The following is a 22,484-nucleotide window of genomic DNA, read 5'->3' as shown; positions in this document are numbered from 1 at the left end:
ATTGGGAAATGATGGGATGAAACGACGTCATCTCATGCAGGGAGCATACCATGCTTATTTTTGATGAGGATCGACCATCCGACTCACCTTTTGTCGAAAGGGTCTGGCGCTGTCATAGCGAGGGCGCAGCTCCTTTTGCCTCTATTGCCGCGAGCCGCTGCGAGCTGGTAGTGGGCAGATTTGAGGGCAAGGTCGTCATGACGGTACGCGGGCCTGAAACCAGAGCGATACCAGTGGAAGACTGCCCTGGGGAGGGGGAATGGCTTGGCATTCTCTTGAAGCTGGGCACGTTTCTGCCGCCTCTCTCCACCAGCATACTGGTCGATACAGGGATAGACCTGCCCACCACTTCGAGGGATTCCTTTTTGTTTGATAGCTCCGTCTGGCAATTTCCTGACTATGACAATGCCGACACGTTTGCTGACCGACTGATGCGCAAAGGCCTGCTGGCGCGTGATCCGGTCGTCGATGCTGCTTTACAGGGACATGTGCAGACCCGGGATATTCGCACCATCCAGCGTCGCTTCTTGCGGGCTACCGGGCTGACACAGAACGCTATTCGTCAAATCGAACGTGCTCGCTACGCCATGTACCTCTTGCAGGAGGGCGTCTCGATCCTGGATACCGTTGAGCAGGCGGGCTATTTCGATCAGCCGCACCTGACCCGCTCGCTGAAGCATCTCATTGGACAAACACCTGCCCAGATCCGAGAGAAGAGTCGCCCCGAGCAAATGTCGTTTTTGTACAAGACGACACTCTTTTGAAAAGCTATACTATCTCTGTCCGATACCCAACAAAAGGAGGAGAGAATGAGAAAAATTATTAGCACCACGTGGATCACCCTTGACGGCTTTATTGCGGGAGCAAACGGAGAAATGGATTGGGTTGGGGAGGTCTACGACCAAGCCATGGGCAAATATGAAGATGATCTGGTCAGTTCTGCAGATATGCTCTTGTTTGGGCGAGTGACATATCAAAGTTTTGCTGGGTCCTGGCCCTATGTTCCTGACAATCCTCAAGCCTCGGAGGGAGAGAAAGAATATGCCCGCAAGTTGAATGCGATGCACAAAATAGTCTTTTCCAGGACACTACCCACCGCTGAATGGAACAATTCACGCCTGGTAAAAGAGGTCATTCCAGAAGAAATTGAGCACCTGAAACAGGAGCCGGGACGTGACATGCTGATCTACGGAAGCGCCAGTCTCGTATCAACCCTGACCGATCTAGGTTTGATCGATGAATATCAGCTTTTAGTCCATCCGGTCATCTTAGGCGGTGGCAAGGCTCTCTTCCAAAACCTCAAGGATCGGGTGAAGTTAAAACTCGTCAACAGCAAAACACATCCTTCTGGCGTCATGGTCCTTTCCTACCAACCAAGAGAGAAGCGCGACTCCACCCAGTGAAAAACACACACTCAGCGAACCGAGCCAGGCTCCCTACACACTTGCTAGAAAAAGCTCCAGAGAAACCTTCCTCTCTGGAGCTTTTTCTAGATTCGCGTCTAAAGCGATGTTGATGGCATCACCGATATGTTGGAACACCTCGCAATTTATCCGGGTTAACAATCACATCAATCTCCCGAATACGTCCATCGAGAATATCCAATGTCAGAAGAGAAAAAGGCACACCATTGATATAACTGATAATTCCGGGCTGACTATTGATGCGGGCTATACGGAAGTGGTAGTCTTCTGGTGCTTTCTGCAACAGGCCAAGGAGATACCGCGCGACTCTGTCCGCGCCATGGAGAGGATTGCGTGCCGAGGGAACTTTACCACCACTATCAGCATAGCTCACGATATCGTTGGTGAGCAGAGTCAGGAGACCGTCCATATCACCATGGATGCAGGCGTGGATAAATTGGTGCAGGATAGTATCCTGCTCTTCCTTTGAAGCATGATATCCTGGACGATGCGCTCCCAGGTGTTGGCGCGCCCGGCGCACGATCTGGCGACAGTTGTCCTCACTCTTCTGGACGATTGCAGCAATTTCGGCATATTCATAATCGAAGACTTGGCGCAACAGGAACACGGCGCGCTCGATTGGTGACAGCTTTTCTAAAAGATGCAAAAATGCGACGGAGAGCGTCTCTGACAGTTCCACCATATCAGTCACGCTGCTTTCATCTACGACCACCAGGGGTTCAGGTAGCCAAACCCCGATATAGCGTTCACGCTGTACACGTGCTGAGCGCAGTTGATCAATGCAAAGGTGCGTCACAATCATGCTGAGGTAGGATTTGGGAGAGCGCACAGCTTCTCTCTCGCCGTTGTTGCTGGCTTGATACCAGCGCAACAATGCCTCTTGTACACAATCCTCGGCATCCATGATGTTCCCCAGCATGTTATAGGCAATGGAAAAGAGTAGCGGTTTATACGTTTGAAAAACGTCTTCCTGCTGCATAGTGTTGTCCTTTGAGATATTCCTTTCATGTACTATAGCAAAGTCTGGCTGCGAGAGTCACACGATCCTACAAACCATTCTCCTCGCATTCGCAAAGCATGCCTCGGTCTGCTGTTCCCCGCCTCCTCTTCTGCCACTACAACATTGCCTGGGGCGGGAACAGCGGACCGCGCCCGGTGATGGGCAACCGCAAATCAGCAGGCAAGGAGATGCGAAATGTATCACCCCTGGCTTTATGCTTGTGTTTGTGCCTGCTCTCTGGAGAGCAAGGCCCAAATGCCAACAATTACGCCAGCGGCTTGCAGAGGAAATTGCACATAACTGGTGATCACGAAAAGGAGATGCCAGGGCTCTGCTCCAACATTCGTGACGTTATCCATGCCTGGTAGCAGAAAGTGGTAGATCAGACCATAGAGAAGCGAGCTGAGCAGAGAGAGCAAGAGCAACCACATTCCCCAGCGGGAGAGGCGAGTGTTGTACATCATGAACAGGGCAAGCAATGGCAAGATCATAATGACGATACCGATAAACAGATAGTCAAAGAGTGTCATTGGAAGTACATGTAGACCAAAGTGTGCCACAGAGTGGGCAAGCAAAACAATTGCGTTGAGTGCGACGACCCAGGTTGCGCTCATGAGCGTAGTGCGTTTCATTCGTAGTGCCTCCATTTCCTTTTACTGCTTCTTACTGCTTCCCATATTTTTTTTGAACCCATTGGCTCCAGGTGATCGTGCCTCTCCGCGGTTCTGAGAGGCAGGTATTGTAGCCGTGACGGAAGCCGTCAGCAGCTTTGCCCGGAAGCCAGAGTTGGATGACAAGGCGATGCATACCGCGCTGCTTGAGCCATACACGCAACAATTGCTTGCCAGTTAACACCTCTGGCCCACCAAGATCAGGGACACGGCCACTCGGACCCGCAGCAACAATCTTGCAGAGGCGGTTCGCAGCTTCACCAGGATCCAGGACTTGAAATTGCAAATCAGTGGGAAGGAGTATCAAAGGTAGCTTTGTAGCGGCTTGCAATACGGTATCAATCAACGTGTGAAACTGGGTGGCTCTGAGTATGGACCAGGGAATACCGCTCTGTTTGATACATTCTTCGGCCTCCAATTTGGATTGGTAATACCCATACTTGATGCGGTCAATACCAACAATAGAGATGTAGATGAAATGGGATACGCCTGCTTCGCGTGCTTTTGTGAGCAGGAGTTGGGTGCCATGGACATCTATTTGACGAGCGTGCATCGGATCGCTTGCTGCATGGATGATGACATCCACACCTGCAACGGCCTGAGCGAGTCCCCGACCCGTTTCAAGATTGCCCTGCGCCCATTCTAGAGTAGCAGATGCTTGAGGAGCATGTCGTTCGGGATTGCGGCTCATGATCCGCACGTTATAACTCATATTTACCAGGCGTCCCACGAGTTCACGCCCCAATGCACCTGAGCCGCCGGTAACAAGTATTGTTGTCATAGAAAGGTCTCCAGAGAGCATCACAAAGAAAAAGAAAGAGCTTGCCAGAAGGTGACTCATAGCTTCTCCCCTGATCCATGAGTTGCCCAGGTTGAGATCCAAGCCCCTCCATTTTCTCATGCGTAAAGAGCTTGGATGCCTTCTCTGTCGTCTGACAGAGAAGGCATCCATCCAGCTTCGTACACGAGACGAAAGACACGTCGTGTTTGTGACAACCTTTCTCCCTTCCCCTCCTGTATTTGCGTCACCACTCCCACTTCGCTCAAAACTGGGAAGAACTTCGCCCGACATTGGGTGGTTTTCCTCTTCCCATTTACTGCCCTTGTTGAGTACACTTACCCCTGACACAGAGAGATCAACAACGAAGAAGGAGCTACTCGATGTCTCGCCTGTTTATTCGTGCCTTACTCTCACTCATGACAAGAAGACCGTATGTCATACTCATGAGACGGGGAGGGATTGTTCTGCTTGTGATAGCGGGGATGCTGCTCACTGTTCATCCGCCTGCTCCCTATGGCGCATCTCCCGCCGTTCAGGGGACCTCGCTTTCTGCTCCTCCCGTCACCCAGGCAGGTGGAGGTGAAGACACAGGCATGCCTCTCAGCCCATCCTCTTCACAGCAAACCTTTGCCTGTGGCATTGGGGATGTTACCTGCTACAGCAATGAGTTTCTGGCCAACCTGACCGAGCAGATCTGGAACATCGTGCGTCCCATCATCGAACTCTTCATGCAGAATCCCTTCAATTTTCTGTCCCAGACACCCGCGCTCGCCACCTATGACAACAGTCAGATTCAGCAGATGGTGCAGTGGGAACTGAGCTTTCTGGATACGGCTGTGGTGGTCCTAGTTGGCTTCCTGGCCTACAATGTGCTCATTGGACGAAGCATCGGCGTGCCCATGCCCTCCTTGCATGAAGCCCTCCCGCGGCTCTGCGTGGCCTTTCTTGCCGCCCACATCAGCCTGTATGTGTGTCGGCTCATTATTGATTTCAATAACGCCCTCTGCCTGGGTGTCGATGAGCTATTTCTTCACTCTTTTCTCAAAGACACCCTCTCCCTGATGATCAATTTCGTAGGGCAAACGCCCGACCAGGTGGCCATCGGGTTCTTGCTGCGCGTCTGGTTTGTGGTCTTTCTCTTCTGGCACATGCTCTGGCTCGCCTGGCAGATGCTCGTCCGCCTCGCCGTGGTCGCCTTGCTGACAGCCCTCTCCCCCCTGGGCCTGCTGTGCCTGGCTCTCCTGCAAACCCAGCGCTGGGGCCAGATCTGGCTCTCCGCCTTTGTCTCCACCGTCATGATCCAGTTCCTTCAGATCACCGCGCTCAGCCTAGGCGGGCTCCTGGTGAGCTATAGCGCCAGCATTCAGATCAGCACAGGCCCCGTCGCAGGACTCGACACGATCATCCAGCAGATTGTGGCACTCCTTCTGAGTGGGGCCGTGTTCTACCTGGTCCCACGTCTGCCCTCCATGATCCAGAACTATGCCCTGCGCCCGATCTTGCAGGCGCAACAGCAAGCCGACTCTGTTCAATCGCAAGTCACGACCCAGGTCGAGTCGATGGCTATCCGAGCCATCGCAGCCCTCTAAGCGAAAGGTAGGTGAGAAAGGATGCTCAAGTTCCTCCTTCTTGGCGGCATGGTGCTTGTTGTGTTTGGGATGTTTGGCACAAGCATGACCGTGGCGATGGATGCACAGGCTCAGGGAGCCCCTCAGACAACGAATCCAGGTCTCTCAACCATTGATACTTCGGGCTCGGGAAAACGCGGCGAAGTGGTGCAATGGGCGCTCAAGATGGCAGCCCATCTGCATTGCACCCCTGCTCGCCTTCCTACCGATTGCCAGGGCAGTGGCGCTGACCACTACTATGACGCGGGTTTCCCGCCTGAGATCATCGCGTGGGCCAACGCGCACTGCCCCGGGTGTGCCTCCTGGCAGCCAGACACCTTTCAGTGCGTGGTGTTCGTCATCGCCGCCTATGCCTATGTCCAGCCACTCCCCGTCCAGGGCCAGAATGCCAATCAGTACTGGGAGCACTTTGCCAGTGAGCAGGGTTGGCAACGCCTCTCTGCGCGTGGGAACCTCCCACAACCTGGCGATATTATGGCCAGGAATGGAGGGGCCTACGGACATGTAAGTATTGTCCTTGGCGTTGACCCTCACCATACTGCCATCACCTTTGCCCAGGCCAATGGCGAGTTCCCGGTTCAAACACTTCCTCTCAACCCGGATGGATCTGTCAATACTCACAACGGGTACTGGAATGCCTTTGAGGTGGTGGGCTACCTCCACCCCCTCACCCTTTCCTAACAACGAACGAAAAGGAGCGAATAACAATGATTACCATGATTTACTGGCACCCGGTGCTCGCTACCACCGTGGTGCGGGTCCTGGGAGGCCAGCCCACGCTTCACCTTGTGGGCTGGCTGGCTGACCCTCCCATTCCCCATCCCCTCTCAGCACCAAGACGCCCTTCGCCTGACCCCTTGTGTGCGACCACCCGGTGGAAACACGCGTGCTCTCTACAACAAGCGGAACCGGATTTTCAACAAGATTGGGAGATGGCGCAACGTGAACAGGGGCAGACACTTAAAAGTGGCAATCAGTGCCTCCTGACGCTAGCGCACTGCTTCTCGTTGCGCAACGAGACGATGCGAGCCATCCAGTTGTGCCAGAAAACCTCCATTTATGCCCAGATCCTGAAAGAAGATCAGTACGTGCTGGCGATGGCTTTCATGTCTCTGGGAGTAGCGTATCTACGCGGAGCACGGGAATGCGGCCATGCCTCATTCTATGTAAATGCTCTGCTCTATTGCCAGGAAGCGCGTCCGTTGGCCTACGAGAAAGATCCTCAAAACGATCCCATTGACGTTTTCACAATAGTTCAGCTTTCACGGCTGGACACTCCACTAAACTGGGGTAGGGTCACCTCTTTGGGGACTCCACAAATTCGGGGCAGGATCACAATGGACACATCGAAGCAATTTTGCCCTAATCCAATGTGTTCTGCAAGAGGCAAAATGGGCGAGGGAACGATTACAGGAAGCGAGCGAGAAAGCTCCGGTCTTTTAAGCCGGAGATGAATCGCTCTTCCCTGTTTTTGGGGTTGATAGGGCAGGGCTAGATGTAGACAGTATACGTTGTTATTGAATATACTATCTACATGAGCCAAGAAAAATATATTCACGAACAACAGAGCGTTCATCACATTTTGTACCACATCATTTTTTGCCCAAAGCGACGGCGCAAGGTGCTTGTTGGTCCTGTGCATGATCGCCTTCAGCAGATTATTGAGCAGGTTGCGGCTGAGCACCATTGGGCCATCGTGGCGTTGGCAATTCAGCCTGACTATGTGCATCTGTTCATTCAGGCCAATCCCTACACAATGCCTACGGACATCGCTCGCCTCATCAAGGGGCGAAGTTCGCACATGTTGCGTGAAGAGTTTTCCCACCTGATGCGCATGCCCTCGCTCTGGACGCGTTCGACGTTCTACAGTACGGCGGGGCATGTTAGCGCTGATACCATTCAAAAATACATTGAAAGGCAGAGTACCACATGAGCCGATCAGCCAAGGGATTGCAGACGACCCTTCAAGTCCGTTTGTATCCCACATCGGAACAATCACGCTTGCTCATGGCGCACTGCCTTGAGTACATCAGTACCGTCAATGTGTTGGTGGCTGCGCTCGATGCTGGGATTTTGCCTGAAAAAACGAGTACGAAAGACTTTGTTTCCAACCTGCCCAGCGCTGTTAAGAATCAAGCCTTGCGTGATGCTCATTCTGTCTTCAAGCGTTCGTTTGAGCTTGGGCGTATTCCGGTGCTCAAAAAGCCTATTGCCCAGTGGAATAACCAGAACTGGCGACTCTTTGGAAACATGCTCACCCTTCCCATGTGTGTTGATGGCAAAACACAACAGGTACATATTCCTTGTGAGGGCATAGTCTATGCTGGTGTTCCTGGCATCTTGCGCATCAAGAAGAAGCGTGGGAAGTGGGTCGCTGATCTGACACTCACCATTGAGAGGTCTCTGCCCTCAGAACAAGATGGGGTAATGGGTGTTGACCTTGGCATCAAAGTTCCTGCTGTGGTCTATGTGGTGGGCAAAGGGACGCGCTTCTTTGGCAATGGTCGCTATCAACGCTCCATGCGCCGTCGCTTCTACGCTCGACGCAAGAAGCTGCAAAAAGCCAAGAAAACCAGAGCCGTCAAGAAAAGCCAGGGCAAAGAAGCCCGTTGGATGAAAAACATCAACCATCAGCTTTCTCGGCAGGTCGTCAATCACGCCAAAGAGCAAGGGGTTGGCATCATCCGTGTGGAGGCCCTTGCTGGTATCCGACACAACACGGCACGCACAAGCCGTGGTGCTCATGCACGCAAAAACAATCGTATGATGGCTACATGGTCCTTCTACCAGCTCACACAATTTCTGACCTACAAGGCAGAGCGACTCGGTATCCAGGTGGAGCAGATTGATCCTGCCCACACGAGCCAAGAGTGTCCTGCTTGTCGCGCAAGAAACAAAGCTCAGGACAGAACCTACGTCTGTGCTGACTGTGGCTGGATGGGGCACCGTGACAAAGTGGGAGCCATCAATATTAGCCGAAGGGCTGGCTCTGCTGGTAAGAGGCAGAGTGCCGTAGGGGCATGAGGCCCGGCCTACGGATGGGGCGCTTGACACGCCCCGAACTGTGAAGCATTGATCCTGAAACAGAAATGGACTGATGGGGAGCCGATCAGAATCCCCCTGGATTTATCCGGGGGAGTGTCAAATCTGAAGGTTTGCCGCTCTCATGTATTTGTCCGGGAAATACCAACAGAAGTGCGTGCTGGTCAGGTGCATCTCTCCGTTTCACTCACACCTGTATTTATCACCCGATAAGTTACAGCATTCCCCGAAAAGAATATTCCTTGACAAGAATATTCCTCTTGAGGTATAATTTGGGTATGAAAACACTGTGGACTGCTCTGACGGAGCCAAATCGCTTACACATTATTGAACTGTTGCGCGATGGCCCCCTGACGGTAGGAGAAATCACGGATCGGCTGGGATTGCAGCAGCCGCAAGTGTCGAAGCATCTCAAGGTTTTGAGCGAGGCAGGCATCGTTGAGGTACAGCCGCAGGCCAACCGACGGATTTATCGGCTGAGGCGTGAGCCATTCCAGGAACTGGAATCCTGGCTTTACTCCTTTCGTCACCTCTGGGAAGAACGCTTCGACCGCCTGGATGACTACCTCCTGGAAATACAAGGCACCGAGCAACGGACAAGTAATCGAATTGAGGAAAACGATGTTTGAGTATCACTCTCTGAGTTCCCGTGCTGGCGAGCAAGAATTTACCGTAGAACGGCAATTTGCTGCCCCCCGCGCACTAGTGTTTCAGGTATTCACCCAGCCTGAGCATCTCAAGCGTTGGTGGGCACCTCAGCCCTACACCGTGCCCACCTGCACCATCGACCTACGACCGGGGGGCATCTGGCACTACGCGATGCGTTCGCCAGAGGGGCAGGAGCACTGGTCGCGTAGCGTATACAGCGAAATCATCCCCCCGGAGAAGCTGGTCTACACCTCGACCTTTGCCGACGAACATGCTAACCCAATTGAAGGCATTCCTGAACATCTGACCACTATCATTTTCACTGAAGAGGGTGGGAAAACGAGAGTGACTGCGCATGTTCAGTTCGAGAATGCCGAGGCTCTCAAAGTCGCTCTCGATATGGGAATGCAGCAGGGAATGAACATGACCTGGGATTACCTGGTCGAGTATGTGCAAACAATACAAGCAAAGTAAAGGAGAAGGTCCATGTTCACAGCCATCGCGCAGCATACCGTTACGTCCAAAGACGGCACCACTATCGCGTACTCTCAGATTGGTCAAGGGCCGGCTCTCATCCTGGTAGATGGGGCGCTCTGCTACCGGCAATTCGGGCCGTCCCAGGACCTGGCGGCGAAGCTAGCTCCTCATTTCACCGTCATCACCTATGACCGCCGGGGGCGTGGTGAAAGCGGTGATACTCAGCCATATGCGGTTGAACGCGAAGTCGAGGATCTTGCGGCCCTCATTGAGGCCGTAGGTGGAACAGCGTATGTGGCCGGGCAATCCTCAGGGGCAGCGCTTGCCATGGAAGCGGCGAATCAGCTACCAGGGATCACAAAACTGGCTCTGTATGAGGCGCCATTTGTTGTCGATGAGACAGGCAAACCGGTAACGCAGGCATTCTTAGCCAGGCTCAAAGAGGCGGTCGCGCAGAACCAGCGCTCGAAAGCGGTCAAAATGTTCATGAAACAGGTCGGAACGCCCGGTTTTATGCTTGCCATTATGCCGCTCTTCCCTATGTGGTCGAAATTGACCGCTGTGGCGCATACCTTGCCGTACGACATCAGCACCATTGTCGCTTACGGGTCGGGCAAACCATTGCCGTCTACGCTGGGGTCCAATATCAACGCCCCAATCCTGGTCATGGATGGGGGAAAAAGTCCGACATGGATGCGACATGCAATGCACGCACTGGCCCAGACGCTCCCTAATGCGAACTACCGCACCCTGGAAGGGCAAACCCACATGGTCAAGGCAGAAGCCCTTGTTCCCATCCTGATCGAGTTCTTGACCGCCTGATATCTCTAAACCGCCTGATATCTCTAAGAAGAACTGAGAAAGGAAGCTCACGCGTGCAATTTCGTGCACAAATAGAACGACACGGGAAGACAGCAACAGGTATTCAGGTCCCACCCGATATCGTTGAGAGCCTCAAGTCGGGCAAGCGCCCACCGGTTCGCGTCACGATCAACAACTACACCTACCGCAGCACAGTCGCCCCCATGGGGGGCAAGTTCCTGCTTCCCGTCAGCGCCGAGAACCGTGAACAGGCTGGTGTGAAGGCAGGCGACGAGGTGGATGTAGAGATCGCATTGGATACCGAGCCGCGCGAGGTGGCAATACCCCTCGATTTCAAGGAAGCCCTTGACGTCCACGCAGATGCCGGGCGCATCTTCGACGGACTATCAAAAAGCGCGAAGCAACGCATCATATTCTCCATCGAAGGAGCCAAAACCGCCGAGACAAGGCAACGGCGCATCACTAAGGCCATCAGCGAACTACGCGAGGGATGAGCCTGGCGCAGACATTCATACAGCGATTGTGATCTGCCAAGCAAGCTCTTACAGAGAACGTGGCGAGAAAGCCCTGGTCATTGATGCCAGGGATGAATCGCCACATCCGCTCTCGTGCGCGAATAGAACAGCGTATTTTTCTCAAATAGAACTTGTGTTCTTCTGCTCGTTCTGGTAGAATAGGCATATCAGCACGATTCATCGGTGGGGATGGAGAGAAGGAGCCAACATGCCTGGACAACGCCAGAGACAGCAGAAGCCAAAACATCCCAAGGAGAAACGACCGGCAACGCCTACCTTTCTGCTCGAACTGCCCCTCGTCGTCGACCCAGGACAAGCCACTCGCCTGCGCGCTCACCTGGAAGCCGCTCGCCAACTCTACAACGCCATCCTCTCCCAGGGGCAGAAATGCCTGCGCCGCATGCGAGCTGACGCTGCCTGGCAAGCGGCTCGCGATCTTCCTCGCACGCAGAAGACCCAACGAGCAGTCGCCTTCTCCGCCTTGCGCAAGCAGTACGGGTTCACCGAGGCGGCCTTGCATGAAGCCGTCAAAGGCTTGCGCGTGGGATGGATTGCCGAGCACATTGATGCCGTGCTCGCCCAAACTCTGGCGACCCGTGCCTACCGCGCCCTCAACCGCGTCTGCCTGGGCCAGGCCAAACGCGTGCGCTTCAAGAGCCGAGGGCGTGGTTTCTCCAGCATCGAGAACAAGCGCAATGATACCGGCCTGCGCTTTGTCCTGCAGCCACTCGAGAAGGGAAACGCAGGGTTCCTGCTCTGGAACGGAGATCAGCTTCCTGCCCTCATCGATTGGAAGGATGAAGTGGTGACCCATGGGCTCAGGCACCGCATCAAGTATGCCCGCCTCATCCAGCGTCCTGCCAGCAGTCCCAGAGCGGCGGGCGCCGATGAAGAGGGCTATCGCTATGTCGTGCAACTGGCACTGGAGGGCAAGCCCCACCGAAAGAAAAAACACCCAGTTAGCACGAGTATTGTTGGCGGTGACCTTGGTCCCTCCACCCTGGCCCTCTTCCCTCAGGAAGGAGAGGCAAGCTTGGAGGTGTTCTGTGCACAACTGGCTCCTGACGCCAGAGCCATTCGTCGCTTGCAACGGCAGATGGATCGGCAACGAAGGGCAACCAATCCTGAGAACTACGACGAGAAGGGGCGCATCAAGAAGCAGGGCAACAAGAAGCTGCGTTGGAAGCAGAGCAAGCGCTACCAGATCACGCGGCGGCGCAAGGCGACCAGAGAGCGCAAGCTGGCCGCGCACCGCAAGAGCCTGCATGGGCGCAAGGTGCATGAAGTGCACAAGCTGGGCAACACCATCATCATCGAAAAGATTTCCTACAAGGCATGGCAAAAGCAGTTTGGCAAGAGTGTGGGACTGCGAACACCGGGGATGTTTGTGGACATGTTGAGACGCACCGTTGCAAGCACGGGCGGCATCCTGGTAGAAGTTCCCACACAAACCACGGCGCTGAGCCAGTGGTGTCATGGCTGTGGCAAGAAGCTCAAGAAGCCGCTTTCGCAGCGTTGGCATCACTGTGAGTGTGGCGTGGGTCCCGTGCAACGTGACCTGTATTCTGCGTTTTTAGCCGCCTACCTTGATCCAGCAGACCCCATTCCCTCGTGTGCCCGATACCAGCCGTATTGGGAAGGTGCGGAAGCGCGCCTGCGGGCAGCACACGAGCGTCTTCACCAACGCGCGAATGAGGGGCAGAGCTTGCCCCGAAGCATGGGTTTGACTCGTGCGAGAGCGCGTCTGCCCGAAAGTTCAGGGGGACCACCACTAGAGCCAGCTTTCTTGCTGAAGCGAGAAGGACTGGAAGCGTGGGCCGAACCTCTGGAACCCCCACTGCTTTAGCACGGGGAGCTCTCAGTGGCAATGTCGGGGATGTGGAGCGTTCCTTTCACCGATGCAAATGCGGGGGGACGTGCTATATGAAGCCAGACGGAGAACATGTCATAGAAGACAAAACCCATCACGCTTATGGGTGTGCAATACAAGATCCGCCCGAAAATTTCGCATTGCAAGTACAGATGAGCATCCTCCAAGGGGATTGCGGAGGCGTGAGATTTCGTGGCGGGTCAGAAAACGGCTATGAATTTCTCGTCTGCTCTGATGGGCTCTATGCACTACGCAAATATGAGGGCACAGGGAACGAAGCAACAGTGAAGGTTATATTTTCGCAACATGATAGCACTGGCGCGATCCACCAGGGGATAGGGAAAAGCAATATCGTGACGCTTCAGGTACAAGGCAACATGTTCCGGTTCTATGTGAATAAGAACCAGCTCGTCAAAATTCAGGGTGATAATAGTAGTCTGAAGACTGCCGGGTTAGTTGTCCTGGCAGGGACAATGCCGACACAGGTAACCTATACCGAAATGATGGTGTGGCAGCTTGTGTCAATCCAGGATCGCCAGCGCTGAATTGGCCTGCTGGACAGAAAAGAGCTCAGCATCGTAAGACGCGCCAAGCCACTGGCGCAGACGTGTATGCTCAGGATGCTTGGGATTCCGCAATGCCTCAAGGAAGGCAGTGTATCCACCTATCCCACCAGCATCCTCTGGGGGACATGCCCGTTTACCAGCAAGGCAACGAGGCGTGATCCAGAGAGCATCCTCATTTCTGTTTTCATCGGCGAGATGCTCTATTTTTTCAATCGTAATCTGGTGCATCCAGCTATCTCCCAGGTCATATTCGTAGGTCAACGTCAGCCACTCAGCCCAGACAGTTGCATCGAGCTTTGTGCGTCGGCTATCCCTGATGCGCATACCTGCATTATCCCAATCAGGATCAGGAAGACCATACACCATTGTTTTCTTATTGATGGTTAACCTGAACAAATAGAGATGGGAGTTCTCCCACCCCATAACCACCTGAAGCATTTTATGGAGAGTGTGAAGACTGATGGCACCAGGCACCACCATTTGGCGCCAAATAGGTGGCTCAATGCCGGCCAACTGGACGTGCAGGTAATAGCGGCTCTCTGACTGATAGCTTCCCATGTGCGTCTCCTCTTCTACATGTATTATTTCCTAGTAAAGCAGATAAGCACAGAAAAATCAAGAAAACAAAGCGTTTCTATAGGGCTATTTACAATCCCCAAAGGAGACTCTTTTGTTTCCTCAGTAGAGCCTCATTAAACGCTGAGTCGAACTGACCCAAATGGCGATAATACTTGTGAGTTGCGACTCCGTTTCTTCGACTATTTCTCGACGCAATCCGCCGTAGAGCATCTCTTCCTGCTCAACATATCCTCCACCACTATCCCAGTATCTGAGAAACAGCCGGCGTTCCCCAGAATGTTTATGAACAAAAGCTCCTCATTGAGGATGTGGCATAATTTCAACTAATCGCAATTAGCAGAAACACGTTCATGATCAAGTGAGCGTATCCAACTAACTGGTAAAGTACCTGGCAAAAACCATACCCTTACCAACAGCATGCCTCTCACTCTCCAGAAAAGATGAGAGAGACCCGTGCATATGCAGATGTTCCTTACAGCACTACCACATTCCTCCAGGCGTCTTTATTCGAGCAAGCCATTCTACAAATAATAGAATACAAAATTTTGGTAAATTCGCATCCCGAAAGGGCCGGAAGCAGCGTGCGGCCTTCGTTCACGTCCATGTTCACAGGGTTTGCAATAAGGAAGCCCCGCATCTTAAGACCTGAAAGGATACCATGGGGTGATCGAAAGCTCGCATCTTGCTCTTCCCTTTCCAAGGTATTGATGGAAAACGCCGGATGCGGAGCGACTTCTCCAGGCAATCGCGCCGAAGCCGCTCACCCTTCGAGTTCCTTACGCACACCTCATAACCAGCGGCTCGTATCTGTCAGTTCGAAGGTGGTTGTGCCACGGATATCCTGCGAGGACGTGCCGACCAGGATCTCAAAGGTGCCAGCCTCGGCCACCCATTGATGCGCCTTGTCATCAAAGTAGGCCAGGGCCTCGCGCCCGATCTCCAGGGCGACGGTTTGGGTCTCACCCGTGTTGAGCACGACTTTGGTGAATGCCTTAAGCTCTTTTTCGGGGCGATGCAGGCTCGCTTTAACATCGCGCACATAGAACTGTACGATCTCTTTACCGGCTCGTTCACCTGTATTGGTAATATCCAGCGAGACCTGGATGGTTCCGTTGGCGCCTATTTCCCTGGCGTTTGTGCTCAGTGGACCGTAGGCAAAGCTGGTGTAGGAGAGGCCAAAGCCGAACGGGAACAGGGGCGCGACCTTCTTCTTGTCATAATAGCGATAGCCAACGAAGAGTCCTTCACCATAACGCACCTTCCCATTCTCCCCGGGATAGTTGATATAGGCAGGGTTGTCCTCCAGGCATACAGGGAAGGTTTGTGCCAACTTGCCCGAGGGATTTACATCGCCAAAGAGGACGTCGGCAATGGCATTGCCACACTCCTGACCCGGATACCAGGCCTGTACGACTGCCGCGACCTTCTCTAGCCAGGGCATGGCGATAGGTGTACCAGAGTTGAGCACCACGATAGTATTGGGATTGGCCTCCGCGACCTTCGCGATCAACGCATGTTGATCGCCTGGCAGTCCCATATCGACGCGATCAAAGCCCTCGCTCTCCCACTCGCCATTGAGACCAGCGAATACAAGCGCGACATCCGCTTGAGCGGCCAGGGTAGCGGCCCGCGCAATCATGTTCTCTGGAAGTGGTGGCAGGCAGCCCACGCGTACCGCAGCCGCCAGGAGATTCGCGCTTTTCCCGTACTCGAGCACGAGACCATATGGGCGTCCCGCTTGCATCTCTATGCAGTGCCGTACTTCGGAGCTTCCCATGCCAAAGTAGGTATCACCGGGAGTCGGGCTGGTCCAGTTATCGATGACCTCTTCTCCATCGATGAAGAGGCGGCTCAACCCCGCGCTGACGAGACTGAAGGTATAAGTGCCCGTCTCCTGGGGCACGAAGCGCCCCGTGGCGCGAACGGCGAATTGCTGGGGATTGACGTCCTCGGGGAGCGGCCCAAACCACACACGCTCGCTTGCCTCGATCTGCTCTTGGTGGACAGGCATGCCCTCCGGAGCCGCCGCGTTGAAATAAGCAAGAGAGAAACCGTGCGCCGCCCCTTCCTCATTGACAAGGAGTTGAGGATCGAGGAGAGGAAGCAGTTTGTGACTGGTGCAGCCCTGCTCATAGTCTACCTTTGTCTGCTCGCCTACCTTGGCAAGAATACCTTCGATAGGCGTGACCATGTAGTGGGGATTGACCTGGGCACTACCGCCGCCCATAATCTGCGCCGCTTTGGCGTTCGGACCGATAATCGCAATGGAAGACAAAGTTTCGCGTTGGAGTGGCAGTACATTGTGCTCGTTCTTCAGCAGAACCATACCCTCAGCGGCGGCCTCGCGAATCAGCGCGCGATGCTCGGGCGTGTCGATCGCTTGCTCCGGCTCCTCCTCAGGCTGGGCAAATTTGCCTGCCTTCTCCAGCAAGTCCAGGAGGCGGCTGACGCTCTTATCGATCGTCTCTTCCGTGACTTCGCCATCCTGAATGGCCTGGAGCAGTTTCTCACCGCGCCATAGCCCGGGGCCGGGCATCTCCAGATCAAGCCCCGCGTTCACTGAAGCGGCTGTGCTTTTGACCGACATGAACCAGTCGGACATCACGATGCCATCAAAGCCCCACTCATCGCGCAAGATCTTTTGCAAGAGTTCCGGATGCTCGCTCGCCGGGACACCATTGACGAGGTTGTAGGAGGCCATCACTGCCCAGGTGTTCGCCTCACGTACGGCAGCCTCAAAGGGTGGAAGGTAGATTTCGCGTAGCGTGCGCTCATCGACCTCGGTACTGATGCTGTAGCGCTCGAACTCGGACTCATTACCGGCGTAGTGTTTGATGGTCGCGCCAACGCCCTGGCTCTGGACGCCGCGAATATAGGCGACCGCCATTCGCGCTGTGAGGTGGGGGTCCTCGGAGAAGCTTTCGAAGTTGCGTCCACCAACGGGCGAACGGTGAATGTTTACTGTAGGTGCGAGCAGGACGCGTGCCCCTTTGGTCTTCGTCTCCTGCGCCAGCGCCTGCCCGACGCGCTCGACAAGAGTGGTATCCCATGTCGCGGCGAGATTGGCCCCGCAAGGAAAGCAGGCCGCGGTCACACCTCCCTGCATGGTGCCACCACGAGCGCCATTAGGACCATCGCTGACTTTCAGCGCGGGAATACCCAGCCGCTCATTGGCAACCGTGTGCCACGTATCGGCTCCAGCGAGCATGGCGACTTTCTCCTGAAGCGTCATTTGCAGCAGCAGCTTCTCAATGTTCTCGGACATTTTCCATCCCTTTCGGTGAAATATGTGCATTTACATCGTGTATCGCGCCATAACATGTGGTTGCATGTTTGTTCCCTGAGCGCCGCGTGCGCAGAAGGTTAAAGGCTCACGAAAAGTCCCCGACCGCTTTCGCGCCTGGTCCGCTAGACACGTGCCATAATGTCGGATGTCGGGCGACCCTCGCGTACCAGGCGCGCCATCTCTCTCATGGGTTTATCCACATGGGTAAAGAATGCTCTATAACCCGCGCATAGGTAGTTGAGGCCTGGTTCACCAGCAGGCGTCTGAAGAAAGCGATCTTTGGGGCAACCTCCATTACAGGCAAAGCGCACAGGGCATTCGCGGCAGTACTGTGGTAGCGTGTCGCATTTAGCAAGGCCGAAACGGCGCTGTTTGGCTGAGCCGGCCAGTTCCGCCAGCGGGATCACCTGCATATTGCCCAGCTTATGACGCGGCTCGACAAAGTGATCGCAGGAGTAGACGTCGCCATTGTGTTCCATCGCCAGGCCATGACCACAGGTCTCATCAAAGATGCACAGACCCGCTGGCTCTCCTAACCAGGTTGCCAGGGCCACGTCAAACATTTGTACAAAGGTGTGCCCGACATCTTGCCGAATCCACTCATCAAAGATGGTATTCAGAAAGCGTCCATAGGCCTCCCCAGTCACTGAACGCGGGCTGATCTGTGCCCCTTCCTGAAAACGTAGCGGGTGTTCTCGCTCAACGATAGGGATAAATTGCATGTAATCTGTGCCAACCTCGTCACGCAGGAAGTGGTACACTTCAAGCGGGTGATCACCGTTGGCCGCATGAACGCAGGTCAGGATGTTGAAATCGACCCGGTGACGCTTCAGTAGCGCCAGTCCAGCCATGACCTTATCAAAGGTAGGCCGCCCGCCCTTGTCGACGCGATAGGCATCATGCATGGCACGTGGGCCATCCAGGCTCAGCCCGATGAGGAAATGGTGCTCACGAAAGAAGGCGCACCATTCATCATCCAGGCGTGTGCCATTGGTCTGGAGAGCATTGAGGATGCGTGTCCCCGGTCGGCGATACTTCTGTTGTAGCGCCACTGCCTTGCGATAAAAGTCTAGTCCTATCAACGTTGGCTCACCACCCTGCCAGGCAAAGACAACGTCGGGAGTGCGTTGCGCTGCGATGTACTGGCGGATATAGTCTTCCAGTAGCTCATCGCTCATGCGAAAACTGGCCTCAGGATACAGTCGCTCTTTTGCCAGGTAGAAGCAATAGGTGCAATCCAGGTTACAAATGGAGCCACGCGGTTTGACCATGACCTGAAAGGCCGTTGGAATAGAGACGGAGGAGATGTGCTTCTCGTCCAGGGGCTCTTCATTGAAATTCAATGCTCTCACGTTATTTACGCTCCTTTTACGTTGGCGCTTGCCTCCACTCCCTGAAGTTTCCGCACATCAGGCCAGTAGGTTTTATAGAGGGCAAAGATCACAGCGGCATTGATGAGCATGAGAACCACCAGAACGACGAGGAATACCGGCTGCAGGCCGAATTTCTGTCCCAGGAAACCTGCCAGCAGATTATAGATGGCCCAGCCAATGGATTCTACGATAGAGATCATCACCGCGAAAGCAGCGCCACGTAACGCTGGTGGAACGACTGCATAGACTATCGGGCGGTTGATGCCGGGGTTAACACCCTGGAAGAAGAACATTAGGAAGAAGAACGCGATGACCACGCCGAGGTTGCTCCAGAGAAACTGGGTGCCAAAGAAGGCCACAATCGCGAATAGCACCTGGGCCAGTTGCAGCATAAGCACACGTCCATAACGAGGGCTGTTCTTGCTTGCCCGGTCAACAACAAAGCCTCCCGCAACGCTGCCAGCGACATAACCAAGGTTCGCTAGTCCAAAGACAAGTGTCGCCTGGGCGGTCGTAAAATGGAGGACCGTGATCATGTAGATGACGCCGAAAGAAGATATGAGCAGGTGCCCACTGAGCAGGCGCGAGACGAGCATCAGCACATAGGTGGGAATGGTGAAGAGCTGCTTTATGTCGCTCCACTTCAATGCTTGTGTGTGCGTATGTTGAATGCTGGCCTGCTCACGAGAGGCTTCGGTGGCACCTCGACCTGGGTCATGGACGGCAACCAGGACGAGGAGTCCCGTCAGGCCCATCACGCCACCAACAATGTAGTAGGCTGTGCGCCAGCCGTGAGGGATAGTGGAGAGTTGGCCTATCAGGGGTGTCGTAAATGCTCCAATCAGTGTCAGTGTTCCATACATCATACCTGTTGCACGACCGCGCTCGTTATCTGCAAAGAGATCGCCTAGCATCTCAGTAATGATAGGTTGAGCGGCAACGGTACCTATGGTTGCAACGATAAAGAGGAGCAAGAATTGTGTAAAGTTTTGTGCAAAACCAATGGCTACCGTCCACAGGCCAAAGACGACGGTCGCAATGACTAAAACAAGTTTGCGGTTAAAACGTCGTGCGAGAACAGCCCACAATGGCCCGAAGAGAGCCGAGATGATTTTGCCCAGGGCGGTGAGAATACCAAGGGTAGCTAAACCCAGGCCCAGGTCCTTACTGATGAGGGCAAACAGGGTACTAACAATGCCTGATTCGTTACTATCTGCAAAGAGAGTAAATGTTAGAATAAAATTACTGAGCCAGCGCCGCTTGATCGGGGTAACAGCAGCGCCTGCTGTGTTCATCGTCTGAGACGAAATTTCAGCACTGATGGGGTTCATGGTGGCGTCCACGCCGTCGAGGATGCGAGAGGTATGTTCTTGAGACACGGCTCACTCCTTTTCTGACTTCAATGTCGAACGAGTTTTTGTATTGTTTCACTGTGTGATAACGTGTTGAGCAGAGATCCCGCTGTTCTACCTGCTGGTTTGGCACTATCAATGTGTCCCCCGGTAGTGCTAGATCTTGCTCGCTGGAAAATATGCTAGTAGCTCTCACCCTCTGCTGCTAGAGCCGGCTGCGTTGTGCCCAATTCGGCGAGCTCGGTGGCAAACGCCGTCAGCTTTTCAAAAGAGAAGGCATTGGGGGCAAAGCCTGCAACCTGTTGCAGAGAAAGCTGCTCCATGATCTGCTGGGACTGCAGATTATCCATCATGGCGGCAAAGTGTCGACGCAGGAGTGCCTCGGCTCCTGGAAGGGCGGCAACCTCTTTTAAAGGCTTTTTAAGATACTCAGCGCCAGGGCCTGCGTACGCCGCGAGCGTATCCTGCTTCTTGCATGCCTGCTGAACAAGCTCATGCTGGCGTGCGCAGAGGAGGTGCTCGCTCTGAGCCTCGCCCTCCAGAGGTAAGCCCAGACGCTCGTATTGTTCAGTGGGCGCGTCATTCCAGCGCATCCACTCCAGCATGAGATGTATCAGGCGCAATTCAATGGCATCATCCACAATGGGCTGTTTTTGCTCAGGATCGGTCGCGAGATCGAAGAGCATGGTGCCAAAGGTATGCGCATTCACAAAGAATCTGCCAGGAATCTTCAGGGGACGAACTCCTTTGGTGAAGGTGAAAGGCTCTGCCAGGCTCATATTTTGGAGTTCAGCGACATTAAAGCGACCACGCATATGCGTTGGCATCAATGTATACTCAAAGAGTGGTGTATTGTCGGGTTGTACAGGAGCGCGCATATAGACATAGCGGCCATCAGTAACATTGACATGCCCACCAAAGACGCCAAACAAACCTGTCGGTCGCGCGGATTGGTCGTTAGCAATCCTTTCACGTAGCGGAGTGCCCTGCATCGTCTCAGGAATTGAGACATTGAAATACTCCAATAGTGTAGGCGCGAAATCGATCCACTGCACCAGGCTATTGCGGCGCTCATTCTGCTGACGACTGCGTGGGTCCCAAATGAAGAGTGGAATGTGAGCCACCTCGTTGTACCAGGGTTGGACGGTTTTTGCCCACCAATCATGCTCTCCAAGCAGGAAGCCATGATCTGTGCCGACGATGAGCAAGGTGTCATCCCACATATTTAACTCATCCATAATGTCGAGCACTTTGCCGAGATAGTGATCGCACATGCTGACCAGAGCGGCATACTCGTAACGTATGTGCTCCACCTGCTCAGGCAATTCACTGATTCTGCCATAGTCAGGCCAGTCGAAGTGAGGGCCAGTGTAGTGGTGTGGATAAAGCTTTTTATAATGTTCCTGCGTATAAAAAGGCTCATGTGGATCAAAGGTCTCAATTTGCAGGAACCAGTTGTCCTGATCAACGTTTGTCCGGATAAACTCAAGGCCGTGTTGGAAGACCTGTGCCTGAGGCATGCCCTCTTCTTCTTGCAGATACTGGCGATTGACCCAGTCCTGCCGCCAGAGTTCGCCGCGCATTTTGCGGGGGCTCTCCGGGATTTCAGCGTCAGCTACATGCCCTTTCCAGGGATCACCTTCCTGACCACGCACGATTTCCCAGGTACGGTAGCGGGTGTGGTAGGTAGCGCCACCATCTTCCCAGTAGTGCCCATGATCACTGACAAGATGAGTGTAGACCCCATGCTGCGTGAGGATTTCTGGCATGGATTCATCGAATGGCTCCAGGGGTCCCCAACTGCGGTGCAGAAAATTGTAGCGCCCGGTATGCAGCTCGCGTCGCGCGGGCATGCAGGGCATGCTGCCAACATACGCGTTATCGAATGTCACTGAACGCTGCGCCAATCGACTAAAATTCGGCGCATGCACCATGTCGCCACCATAAGGTGGAAGCATGTGACGATTCAAAGTGTCAAAACAAACAAAGATCGCTTTCATTGAGCTAACCTTTCAATACGTGCCCCGGTACTTTGGTGACACGTGTCAGTAAGCAAAGTATACCTGGATTCAAAATTCATTGTCAAGGTAATTCCGAAATCTACACAAAAAAAATCGCATGGGCATGGTAGCCAGGCAGAGGAGAAGATAACTGGATGGGCGACAACTGTGAGGACGTACTTATTCGCAGAAGAAGGAGAAAAAGAGGGTGATGGAGGCTATAGCAGGCTGCGGGCACATCTTGGTGCTAAAAAGAGACGTATGCTACAATTACCTGGTAGGGCAAACCTTAAGAGGAAGTGAACTACCACTGAGCTGAAGACGCAGCGGCTTCTTCGGAAGTCGTCGGGTCTGCGGTTTGGTAGCTTTTTCGGAAGCTCAAGTTCACCAGACTCCTCATCAGAAATGGTGAGACCGTTTGAAAGGTCATGACACCTGCGGTTGACGCAT

Annotated in this window: 21 protein-coding genes; 13 read left to right on the top strand and 8 right to left on the bottom strand. The window is 54.0% G+C overall.

Annotated features, from left to right (window positions below):
- The first annotated feature begins 50 nt into the window (after positions 1-50).
- Positions 51-764: a helix-turn-helix domain-containing protein gene (locus KTE_RS34910; RefSeq protein ID WP_201389920.1), complete on the top strand. Its 714-nt coding sequence runs from the start codon at positions 51-53 to the stop codon at positions 762-764.
- 45 nt (positions 765-809) lie between these two features.
- Positions 810-1,403 carry a dihydrofolate reductase family protein gene (locus tag KTE_RS34905; RefSeq protein WP_201389918.1) on the top strand — a complete coding sequence of 198 codons (594 nt, stop codon included), beginning with the start codon at positions 810-812 and terminating at the stop codon, positions 1,401-1,403.
- Between the two features lie 118 nt (positions 1,404-1,521).
- On the opposite strand, the gene KTE_RS34900 is transcribed toward KTE_RS34905, so the two are convergent.
- The 3 genes from KTE_RS34900 to KTE_RS34890 form a co-directional block, all read right to left on the bottom strand.
- On the bottom strand, positions 1,522-2,403 hold the full coding sequence (locus tag KTE_RS34900) for an RNA polymerase sigma-70 factor (RefSeq protein WP_201389916.1): 882 nt from the start codon (positions 2,401-2,403) through the stop codon (positions 1,522-1,524).
- A gap of 233 nt (positions 2,404-2,636) precedes the next feature.
- Entirely contained in the window at positions 2,637-3,056 is a 420-nt protein-coding gene (locus KTE_RS34895) for a hypothetical protein (protein WP_201389914.1), read from the bottom strand.
- Positions 3,057-3,087: 31 nt separating this feature from the next.
- Entirely contained in the window at positions 3,088-3,876 is a 789-nt protein-coding gene (locus tag KTE_RS34890; RefSeq protein WP_201389912.1) for an SDR family oxidoreductase, read from the bottom strand.
- 380 nt (positions 3,877-4,256) lie between these two features.
- On the opposite strand from KTE_RS34890, the gene KTE_RS34885 reads away from it, so the two are divergent.
- From KTE_RS34885 to KTE_RS34835, 11 genes are all read left to right on the top strand, one after another.
- Positions 4,257-5,465 carry a hypothetical protein gene (locus tag KTE_RS34885; RefSeq protein WP_236600816.1) on the top strand — a complete coding sequence of 403 codons (1,209 nt, stop codon included), beginning with the start codon at positions 4,257-4,259 and terminating at the stop codon, positions 5,463-5,465.
- A gap of 21 nt (positions 5,466-5,486) precedes the next feature.
- On the top strand, positions 5,487-6,185 hold the full coding sequence (locus KTE_RS34880; protein ID WP_201389909.1) for a CHAP domain-containing protein: 699 nt from the start codon (positions 5,487-5,489) through the stop codon (positions 6,183-6,185).
- Between the two features lie 26 nt (positions 6,186-6,211).
- The gene (locus KTE_RS34875) at positions 6,212-6,958 is read left to right on the top strand and encodes a hypothetical protein (protein WP_201389907.1); all 747 of its coding nucleotides are present in this window, start codon (positions 6,212-6,214) and stop codon (positions 6,956-6,958) included.
- Positions 6,959-7,038: 80 nt separating this feature from the next.
- A complete protein-coding gene (gene tnpA / locus KTE_RS34870; protein ID WP_201389891.1) occupies positions 7,039-7,437 on the top strand; it encodes an IS200/IS605 family transposase in 399 nt (132 codons plus the stop codon).
- Positions 7,434-8,528 (top strand): RNA-guided endonuclease TnpB family protein, encoded by a 1,095-nt coding sequence (locus KTE_RS34865; RefSeq protein WP_201389890.1) that lies wholly within the window; start codon positions 7,434-7,436, stop codon positions 8,526-8,528. Before tnpA ends, KTE_RS34865 begins: the two co-directional genes overlap by 4 nt.
- 296 nt (positions 8,529-8,824) lie before the next feature.
- On the top strand, positions 8,825-9,175 hold the full coding sequence (locus tag KTE_RS34860; RefSeq protein ID WP_201372757.1) for a helix-turn-helix transcriptional regulator: 351 nt from the start codon (positions 8,825-8,827) through the stop codon (positions 9,173-9,175).
- Positions 9,168-9,668, top strand: coding sequence for an SRPBCC domain-containing protein (locus KTE_RS34855; RefSeq protein ID WP_201389887.1), 501 nt, complete (start codon positions 9,168-9,170; stop codon positions 9,666-9,668). Before KTE_RS34860 ends, KTE_RS34855 begins: the two co-directional genes overlap by 8 nt.
- A gap of 12 nt (positions 9,669-9,680) precedes the next feature.
- The gene (locus KTE_RS34850) at positions 9,681-10,493 is read left to right on the top strand and encodes an alpha/beta fold hydrolase (protein WP_201389880.1); all 813 of its coding nucleotides are present in this window, start codon (positions 9,681-9,683) and stop codon (positions 10,491-10,493) included.
- A 53-nt stretch (positions 10,494-10,546) separates the two neighbouring features.
- A complete protein-coding gene (locus tag KTE_RS34845) occupies positions 10,547-10,987 on the top strand; it encodes a YdeI/OmpD-associated family protein (protein WP_201389878.1) in 441 nt (146 codons plus the stop codon).
- Between the two features lie 229 nt (positions 10,988-11,216).
- Entirely contained in the window at positions 11,217-12,854 is a 1,638-nt protein-coding gene (locus tag KTE_RS34840) for a zinc ribbon domain-containing protein (protein ID WP_201389876.1), read from the top strand.
- Positions 12,855-13,060: 206 nt separating this feature from the next.
- Positions 13,061-13,423, top strand: a complete 363-nt coding sequence (locus KTE_RS34835; RefSeq protein WP_201389874.1) for a hypothetical protein — start codon at positions 13,061-13,063, stop codon at positions 13,421-13,423.
- On the opposite strand, the gene KTE_RS34830 is transcribed toward KTE_RS34835, so the two are convergent.
- The 5 genes from KTE_RS34830 to KTE_RS34810 form a co-directional block, all read right to left on the bottom strand.
- Positions 13,400-14,002 (bottom strand): plasmid pRiA4b ORF-3 family protein, encoded by a 603-nt coding sequence (locus KTE_RS34830; protein ID WP_201389871.1) that lies wholly within the window; start codon positions 14,000-14,002, stop codon positions 13,400-13,402. The genes KTE_RS34835 and KTE_RS34830 overlap by 24 nt on opposite strands.
- 808 nt (positions 14,003-14,810) lie before the next feature.
- Positions 14,811-17,288, bottom strand: a complete 2,478-nt coding sequence (locus KTE_RS34825; RefSeq protein ID WP_201389869.1) for a glycoside hydrolase family 3 C-terminal domain-containing protein — start codon at positions 17,286-17,288, stop codon at positions 14,811-14,813.
- Positions 17,289-17,431: 143 nt separating this feature from the next.
- Entirely contained in the window at positions 17,432-18,580 is a 1,149-nt protein-coding gene (locus KTE_RS34820; protein WP_201391075.1) for an anaerobic sulfatase maturase, read from the bottom strand.
- An 86-nt stretch (positions 18,581-18,666) separates the two neighbouring features.
- On the bottom strand, positions 18,667-20,061 hold the full coding sequence (locus KTE_RS34815) for an MFS transporter (RefSeq protein WP_201389867.1): 1,395 nt from the start codon (positions 20,059-20,061) through the stop codon (positions 18,667-18,669).
- Positions 20,062-20,216: 155 nt separating this feature from the next.
- Complete coding sequence (locus KTE_RS34810; protein WP_201389865.1) at positions 20,217-22,034, bottom strand: sulfatase; 1,818 nt, start codon at positions 22,032-22,034, stop codon at positions 20,217-20,219.
- Positions 22,035-22,484 lie beyond the last annotated feature (450 nt).

Source organism: Ktedonobacter sp. SOSP1-85 (assembly GCF_016587415.1).
Taxonomy (GTDB): domain Bacteria; phylum Chloroflexota; class Ktedonobacteria; order Ktedonobacterales; family Ktedonobacteraceae; genus Ktedonobacter.
The sequence above is the reverse complement of the archived record's forward strand: the minus strand, read 5'-3'. Positions and strand labels throughout refer to the sequence as shown.

Bases quoted from the DNA above. Each gene is read 5' to 3' on its own strand.
- KTE_RS34895 (WP_201389914.1), bottom strand. From the start codon at position 3,056: ATGAAACGCACTACGCTCATGAGCGCAACCTGGGTCGTCGCACTCAAC.
- KTE_RS34905 (WP_201389918.1), top strand. From the start codon at position 810: ATGAGAAAAATTATTAGCACCACGTGGATCACCCTTGACGGCTTTATT.
- KTE_RS34830 (WP_201389871.1), bottom strand. From the start codon at position 14,002: ATGGGAAGCTATCAGTCAGAGAGCCGCTATTACCTGCACGTCCAGTTG.
- KTE_RS34865 (WP_201389890.1), top strand. From the start codon at position 7,434: ATGAGCCGATCAGCCAAGGGATTGCAGACGACCCTTCAAGTCCGTTTG.
- KTE_RS34860 (WP_201372757.1), top strand. From the start codon at position 8,825: ATGAAAACACTGTGGACTGCTCTGACGGAGCCAAATCGCTTACACATT.
- KTE_RS34850 (WP_201389880.1), top strand. From the start codon at position 9,681: ATGTTCACAGCCATCGCGCAGCATACCGTTACGTCCAAAGACGGCACC.
- KTE_RS34890 (WP_201389912.1), bottom strand. From the start codon at position 3,876: ATGACAACAATACTTGTTACCGGCGGCTCAGGTGCATTGGGGCGTGAA.
- KTE_RS34910 (WP_201389920.1), top strand. From the start codon at position 51: ATGCTTATTTTTGATGAGGATCGACCATCCGACTCACCTTTTGTCGAA.
- KTE_RS34840 (WP_201389876.1), top strand. From the start codon at position 11,217: ATGCCTGGACAACGCCAGAGACAGCAGAAGCCAAAACATCCCAAGGAG.
- KTE_RS34825 (WP_201389869.1), bottom strand. From the start codon at position 17,288: ATGTCCGAGAACATTGAGAAGCTGCTGCTGCAAATGACGCTTCAGGAG.
- KTE_RS34900 (WP_201389916.1), bottom strand. From the start codon at position 2,403: ATGCAGCAGGAAGACGTTTTTCAAACGTATAAACCGCTACTCTTTTCC.
- KTE_RS34810 (WP_201389865.1), bottom strand. From the start codon at position 22,034: ATGAAAGCGATCTTTGTTTGTTTTGACACTTTGAATCGTCACATGCTT.
- KTE_RS34875 (WP_201389907.1), top strand. From the start codon at position 6,212: ATGATTACCATGATTTACTGGCACCCGGTGCTCGCTACCACCGTGGTG.
- KTE_RS34820 (WP_201391075.1), bottom strand. From the start codon at position 18,580: ATGGTCAAACCGCGTGGCTCCATTTGTAACCTGGATTGCACCTATTGC.
- tnpA (WP_201389891.1), top strand. From the start codon at position 7,039: ATGAGCCAAGAAAAATATATTCACGAACAACAGAGCGTTCATCACATT.
- KTE_RS34885 (WP_236600816.1), top strand. From the start codon at position 4,257: ATGTCTCGCCTGTTTATTCGTGCCTTACTCTCACTCATGACAAGAAGA.
- KTE_RS34855 (WP_201389887.1), top strand. From the start codon at position 9,168: ATGTTTGAGTATCACTCTCTGAGTTCCCGTGCTGGCGAGCAAGAATTT.
- KTE_RS34880 (WP_201389909.1), top strand. From the start codon at position 5,487: ATGCTCAAGTTCCTCCTTCTTGGCGGCATGGTGCTTGTTGTGTTTGGG.